Source organism: Porphyromonas levii (assembly GCF_018206105.1).
In the GTDB taxonomy this organism is placed as follows: domain Bacteria; phylum Bacteroidota; class Bacteroidia; order Bacteroidales; family Porphyromonadaceae; genus Porphyromonas_A; species Porphyromonas_A levii.
On the sequence record NZ_JADRGN010000061.1, the window covers coordinates 1 to 6,923 of the forward strand.

Annotated in this window: 5 protein-coding genes, 2 tRNA genes and 1 other RNA gene; 3 read left to right on the forward strand and 5 right to left on the reverse strand. The window is 43.4% G+C overall.

Translation table 11 applies throughout. The annotated features are described in order from the left end of the window. The first annotated feature begins 118 nt into the window (after positions 1-118). Positions 119-610 carry a 6,7-dimethyl-8-ribityllumazine synthase gene (gene ribH, locus IX315_RS09185; protein WP_018357558.1) on the forward strand — a complete coding sequence of 164 codons (492 nt, stop codon included), beginning with the start codon at positions 119-121 and terminating at the stop codon, positions 608-610. Between the two features lie 162 nt (positions 611-772). On the opposite strand, the gene IX315_RS09190 is transcribed toward ribH, so the two are convergent. Both IX315_RS09190 and IX315_RS09195 read right to left on the reverse strand, forming a co-directional pair. Then, positions 773-1,444 (reverse strand): carbohydrate-binding family 9-like protein, encoded by a 672-nt coding sequence (locus IX315_RS09190; RefSeq protein WP_018357557.1) that lies wholly within the window; start codon positions 1,442-1,444, stop codon positions 773-775. A 172-nt stretch (positions 1,445-1,616) separates the two neighbouring features. After that, positions 1,617-1,838, reverse strand: coding sequence for a DUF2795 domain-containing protein (locus IX315_RS09195; protein ID WP_018357556.1), 222 nt, complete (start codon positions 1,836-1,838; stop codon positions 1,617-1,619). A gap of 272 nt (positions 1,839-2,110) precedes the next feature. On the opposite strand from IX315_RS09195, the gene IX315_RS09200 reads away from it, so the two are divergent. Together IX315_RS09200 and IX315_RS09205 are read left to right on the forward strand one after the other, a co-directional pair. After that, a tRNA-Val gene (locus tag IX315_RS09200) sits at positions 2,111-2,185 on the forward strand. A 21-nt stretch (positions 2,186-2,206) separates the two neighbouring features. After that, positions 2,207-2,281 (forward strand) — tRNA-Val (locus IX315_RS09205). A 400-nt stretch (positions 2,282-2,681) separates the two neighbouring features. Here the strand turns inward: IX315_RS09205 and IX315_RS09210 are convergent. The 3 genes from IX315_RS09210 to rnpB form a co-directional block, all read right to left on the reverse strand. Beyond that, positions 2,682-4,811: a peptidylprolyl isomerase gene (locus tag IX315_RS09210; protein ID WP_211637440.1), complete on the reverse strand. Its 2,130-nt coding sequence runs from the start codon at positions 4,809-4,811 to the stop codon at positions 2,682-2,684. Positions 4,812-4,899: 88 nt separating this feature from the next. After that, positions 4,900-6,336 carry a YihY/virulence factor BrkB family protein gene (locus tag IX315_RS09215; protein ID WP_211637442.1) on the reverse strand — a complete coding sequence of 479 codons (1,437 nt, stop codon included), beginning with the start codon at positions 6,334-6,336 and terminating at the stop codon, positions 4,900-4,902. Positions 6,337-6,365: 29 nt separating this feature from the next. Continuing rightward, an RNA gene (gene rnpB, locus IX315_RS09220) (RNase P RNA component class A) lies at positions 6,366-6,732 on the reverse strand. Between the last annotated feature and the right edge of the window lie 191 nt (positions 6,733-6,923).

The following is a 6,923-nucleotide window of genomic DNA, read 5'->3' on the forward strand; positions in this document are numbered from 1 at the left end:
ATAATTATGTCGTTATCACCTCTATTTCTATAACAATAGACGCCATGATTTGTTTGTAACAAAAGAAAACCTTAACTTTGGGGTAGATTAATCACACTTAATAAGAAGCGAAATAAGAATGTCTACAACAGATTTGAGCCAATACGACCCATCAGAAGTGCCGAATGGCGAAGGCAAAAAAGTAGTTATCATCGTATCAGAGTGGAATAGTGATATCACTTTCCCTCTCAGAGATGGGGCGGTAGAGACACTCCTAAAGCACGGAGTAAAGGAATCCGATATCACGGTTCGTTATGTCCCAGGAAGTTTTGAATTGATCTACGCCTCCAAAAAGAGTCTACACTTCAGCGGGGCAGATGCTATCATTATCTTGGGGAGTGTTATCAGAGGAGAAACACCTCACTTCGATTACATCTCGGAGAGTGTAATGGTCAATATAGGGTTCCTCAATGCCACTTCTAGCCACACCCCTCACGGCATCTTCGTACCAGTTATCAATGGTGTACTTACAACAGACGACCACCAACAAGCGGCAGATAGAGCTGGCGGACGTCTTGGCAATAAGGGGGTAGAAGCTGCAGTCACAGCACTAAAGATGATACGTTTCTAGTAGAGAATAGATCGCTGAATAAGCTTCTTCTACACAAAATACCTTCTCTCCTCTTATAGAATCCTACTTCTATAAGAGGAGAGAAGGTATTTTGTGTAGGGAGGACCAACCAAATAGGGTGGCTAAACCACAAACGTTCACTTGTATTATTAATCCTACAAATTATTGGCGAGGGGCAAGGTATATAGGGTAGAACTGCTCAGGTCTATGAAAATCAGGATGTGGAGCATCGATAGGTTTCCAGCTAAGAAAGTGTGGAGCGGAAGTCTTATCGCCACACTTATAAAGGTTCCCTAAGAGATAATTAGGAGCAGAAGGGTTACTCAAATCAATACCCAATAGCTCAAATGGGATAAATACTGAGACCCAAAATGAGTGTACCCCCTGAGGACGGTCAAAGATTAATCCAGGGCGTTCACTTGTAGCACGTCGAATAGAGGCATACTCTACAGGCTTAAGTGGCGTACTCTCTGTACGACTCTTGCGCCGAGCAGCGTCGCAAGTACCAACACAATTAAATTCGAAATTAATGTACTGTTCATTACCTGGCGCCTGCAAAAAGATTTCTACACAGCTATCCTCATGTACTTTACCTCCATCCTCAGTATAGCTTGCCTTAAGACCAATCCCTTTACTCCAGAATCGACAATAGATACCTTTATTTGAATACGCCAAATCAGCGACTGTAATTGGGGTATATGAGAATTCGTCTTGCCAATTATTATGCATAATTGGCAGGCGTAAAGCTTTACTCTCCATCACCATTTCTTGAGAATTAAGATCTAATGCATCAAGCACAGGGACGTAAGGAATTACATGCTCATAAGTATCCATAACTACATAAACTTTATAATGATTAAGGATTCGACCAAATATACATAAAATTTCTGATTCCCATACAATATATGCAAATAACTAATCAGAAAATCAATAATAGTATCTATAACGCTATAGACCCCTGCACTACTTAGAAAGTAATGCAGGGGTCTACAATTATTATCCAGAATCAATACTCCTCTTCGTTAAAGAAGAAATCTTCCTTACTTGGATAATCTGGCCATATCTCCTCAATATTGTCGTAGATCATCTCCTCGTCTTCAATCTCTTGGAGATTCTCAATTACCTCCATAGGAGCACATGTACGCTGAGCGTAATCGATCAACTCATCCTTCGTAGCTGGCCATGGAGCATCGTCAAGCTTTGAAGCCAATTCTAGTGTCCAATACATAATTTACACTCTAAGTTACTAAATCCCAAAATATTAGTCGATTTACACCTCTAATTCGGCTGTAAAGATAACACTTTTCCCCACAATAGCAAATAGTTCTAGTAATATATGGCTAACGTATACGATAAACGAACACGCAAGAACCTATAGTGTCCTAGCCAATAATAGCCAAGATAAACTTACGAGAAAAAAATCTCCCAAACATTTGTCAGTTCAAAAATTTGTTGTATCTTTGCAGAGCTAAACCCAGAGAGGGTCTAGCGAAACATAACGGATCCTTAGCTCAGTTGGTTTAGAGCATCTGCCTTACAAGCAGAGGGTCGATGGTTCGAATCCATCAGGGTCCACGTTTTTAGTGTTTGTTGTACGGATCCTTAGCTCAGTTGGTTTAGAGCATCTGCCTTACAAGCAGAGGGTCGATGGTTCGAATCCATCAGGGTCCACTCGTGTTAATAGTTTTTCCCACTGTACTTACTAATGGAGTACGGTGGTTTTTTGTTTATATACTACCCCAATAGCTATACTACCCTATCATGAGCGCTCTACAACACCCACATAACCGCACTACACCCAGTAAAGAATGTAGTGCAAAGCAATGTTCATGCTAATCTGATTGCGAATAGTTGGAGACTATGTGCGGAGACAAAATACAAGATGCTATAGCTAAAGGCGACAGGGAACGTACTTCACCACCCCACCAAACCCGAATACTGAAACAACACCGTTGATTACTTCATACAATAGTCTCAATTAGTGCTTTATCATATACTTATAAAAAGGCTTGCTCCTTGGCATAGAGCCAAGGAGCAAGCCTTTTTATAAGTATTCAGTACACGAATTAAATTACTGGAACTTAGCGCGCTTATCCTGAATATCTGCCTTCTGAATAACTTGTCCAAGCACCTGAGAGCGAACATACCCCTTGCGCTGTGCATTAAGTTGCAACTTAACATCAGCAATTGCAGCTGAATCCTCTTGCCTATTAAGCACATTAATCAGATACACACTAGAAAGACCCTTCACAGGCGTAACTACACCAGGCTTAGCAAAAGCAGCTGCAGCATTAAGTCTAGGCTCGAAACCGATAGAGGCGAGTGTAGGCGTATTGAACTTCACAGCCGTAAGCGTATCCACAACGCTAGCCACATTAGTAGCATAAGCCTCTAGACTACTTGGCTTAGCTGCCAACAGCTGCTCATACATAGCATCTACTTTCTTTTCATTCTTCACAACCTCGGTCAATTGCTCCTTCACATAGTTAAATGGAATAACACCATTAGAGTAAGAGTCATTGAGTCGTACAAATACGTACTTGTCACCACATTCAGTGATATCGCTAATCTCACCTGGCTTAGCACTCATTGCCCAACGAATTAGAGAACGGCTATTCTCGATACCCATTGATAGCTGAGGCTGATCAGCACTCACCATGGTATTAGGAAGCACTTGGTAGCCTTGGTTAAGAGCAAGGGAATCTATTGCATTGCCCTTGTTGGCTGCAAGGAAGCTGCTCATCTGATTGTAGATAGCGCTCTGAGTCTCACTACTAGCCCTTACTGTTCGCTGTGCAAATGCCACCTTATACTTCTCTACACTTTCTCCTGCCTCTGTCACCATCACAATATGCTCACCATACTGAGACTTGAAGCTAAATGGCACGCCTACAGTTGCGCCAAAGATAGCATTGCTAAAGTCAACACCAAGGAACTGGGTCGCTGTAGCCTCATTGAGCTCACCAATCTCTCCACCTTTAACACTACTATTGGTATCGAGTGAGTAGTTCTTTGCCAGCTCTGCAAAGCGAGTTGGCTCTGCCTTAACAATAGCGAGAAGACTATCCACACTTGGGGTCTCAGTCTTAGCCCCAACTGGAGCAAGCATAATGTGACTTACCTTAAGCGTACTAGGTGCTACCTTCTTATCGATTAACTTAGCTACACTAATCGCGCTACCAGTATCATACACATTAGACACCTCACCTACACTAGCAGTAGCTAGATACCCTGCGAAATCAGCTGGAAAGATAGGGTTATTGAAGTCCTCGATTGTAAAGTAAGTATCCTGATACTTAACATCAGAATAATCATCCAGCACAAGGTTCGGGTTCTGACCAGCTCTCAGAGCCTTATCAGCCTCGGCAATATCGGCTTTCGCATTAGCGAAATCCTGAGTAGAAGGAGTGATTGTAGTATAGATAACATCAACATCAGCTCCTCCACTGTAGCTAGTAAATAGCTTCTTGCGAGCATCGTAATATGCCTTAACATCTGCTTCAGATACCTCTACATTGACATCCGTTGCCTGAGCTACTGACCTCTGCACATAAGCAACATCAGAGAGAGTTCCATCAGCCTTTGCTTGATATGCCTGCTCAAGTTTGTTTGCCACTACAGCACCAGCAACCAAGTTGCCATACTTTTGAGCCAACCTCTCAGCACGCACATCCTCCTCTATCTTAATCCACATTGCTTTAGACTGGCTAAGCATAGCCTGCTCCTCTGCAGTACCTCCCTTAGCATTAATCTGCTTGAGGAAGTTTACTAGAGCAGTTCTATCAAAGGCGCCTGTCTTAGGATCTACGAAGTACTGCATAACCATTGGAGATGGATTCTCACCCTGAATAAGCTCCATAGTCTCCTCAGCACCTACTGCTAGACCAATTTTCTCAGCCTCCTCCTTGAGCACTTGCTTGGCTACCATTCCTTGGTATACCATGTTACGTATTTGGAACGACTCAGCCTCTCCAAGATTTTGTCCCATCTGCTTATAGCGCTCCTGCTCCTGATTCACCAAAGTCTCGTAGTCCTGGATCTTAATCTGATTTCCATTTACCATAAATGCGGTCATCTCTCCGTCACGAGAAACTGATGAAAACCAGTTACCAACGTCTCCAAGAATGAAGGCGAGTAGACCAAGACCAATCACGGCCACTACCACCCAGGCTAGGCCTCTAATTCTTTCTAATACTGCCATATTTATTACTATTAACTTATTATCAAGTATTGTGTATCCAAATGGTTTGCGAAGTTAGCAAAATTTAGGGACTTCATCAAATAGAAACCTATTTTTCTCTATGGCTATCAATCTCAACCACTGGTATCTCCAGCTCTTCAAAAGGCAACTGCCGTGCAATTCTTATCACATCCCACTCCTCGGCATATTCATCGTAAATATCCATACGGAAGTTCTCCGAGCCCAACCTATCTAGAGCTGTCAGCACCCTCTTAACCGTAATGCTCGAAATCTCCGATGCAGGAGTATAAGTCAATGCATGGCGCCTAGAGGATGGTTCATTGGCACTCAGTAGGCGGCAAGCCACCAGTTTGTCCAACGTATCTTGGACAATAATGATCGGCAAATCGGTCTCCTCAGAAAGCTGATCGGCAGTATAAGGAAGCCCCTGATACCGAAAGGCCATACACACTTTCTTCATCAAAATTACTGCCACGAGGTCTCGATACCTACGACTAACCTTCTCGCTCTCGTTGCGAAACACATAACGCTTCACATTCTGGATAGCATAGCTCAGCTGAGCACCGAAGAGAATAATAGTCCAAGAGAATTGCACGAATAGCATCAATAGAGGGATAGCGGCAATACTACCATAGATACTATTGTACTTAGATACCCACAACTGACCTGAGATATAAAACATCTGGAAGAACTGAAACGCAAAGCCCGCCACCACTCCAGCTATCAAAGCTGGCACAATACGCACTTGAGTATTGGGCATCGTTATATAGAAAGCGGTAAGAATCAGGATAATTATCACCACTGGAAGTATCTTGAGCAGCGTGGTAATCACAGGGGCAATACTTATGGTGCCAAGTAGCTCTATAGAGCTAAGTGAACTAATAAAGATGTTGGAGAAAGAGATCGCAATCAGTGCTACTGGCACAATCACTATTGCAGCCAAGTATCCTATCAAGCTTTTACTTATAGGACGCCCAACCTTTATCTGCCATATCTGATTAAATACACTTTCTACCGTAAGGAGCATACTGAAAACAGTATATATCAGCACGATAAGACCGACAATAATCAGTACGCCACTATGTATTTCATTGAGATAAGCCTCTACTAAGTCGAATGCTGTAGTAAGCTCCATTTGATGGGCGGGGAAGGCATCGTAGAGAGCCCTTTGCACAGATGCTTGCATACCGAACCCTGCGCCCACACTGAGAATCAAGGTCAGTGTAGGGACTAGAGCCAAAAGAGTCGTATAAGTGAGCGCCGAAGACTTTTGTGCCACCCTACCCTCGATAAACTCCTTGATAGAGACATACAAGACACGAAGCACACGTACGAAAAAGCCTGAGACACCCGTCATCTCTTGGTCATACAGCCTCCACATATCGCTTGTCACGAATTGGTAAGCATTTCCGAACCAATCAAACACCCGCTTAAAGAATGGGTTTTTCTTTTCACCCTCCTTGTTGCGTCTACTCTGTATCTCCTCTATTCGTCTATGGTATTCCTCTCTCTTATTATCCTCCATACTTTATAGATATATGTGTGAAGTGGGCGAGAAGGAGACCTCAGTAAGCCGGGTTCTGTCTCCACCCCGAGGGGTGGATGCCTACCATTTATCTACTCTAGGAGTCACCCCCTAGCTCTATCGGTCTACCCCCCGACATCGGACGAGCCGCCCTACAGCGTCGGTGTACATGACCTTTCCACCCATAATGCGTACTGACGGCTGCGTATCACTACCAGCCCGGTAGGCTCTTACCCCACCTTTTCACCCTTACCACCCTAAGATGGCGGTTGTTCTCTGTTACGCTAATCTACCTCACGATAGCTTCCCGTTAGGAAGTATGGTGCTCTTTGTGGCCCGGACTTTCCTCTCGTGACAGCCATACAGCAAGCCACCAGCGGTAAGCTTTTGGACTCCCTTAGCCCGCTTCTTCACATTCTTATGCTCATTTTGATACTGCAAAGATAGCCAATTCCAATGAGTTAAGATACCATCATAGTGCGAAGAAAGAATGCAGAATACAATAATAAGCTGAGAAAACGAATAATATAGAGCTTGCTGAATATGCCTTAACCACCTACTATTCAACCAATTGAAGTATTGTTTTC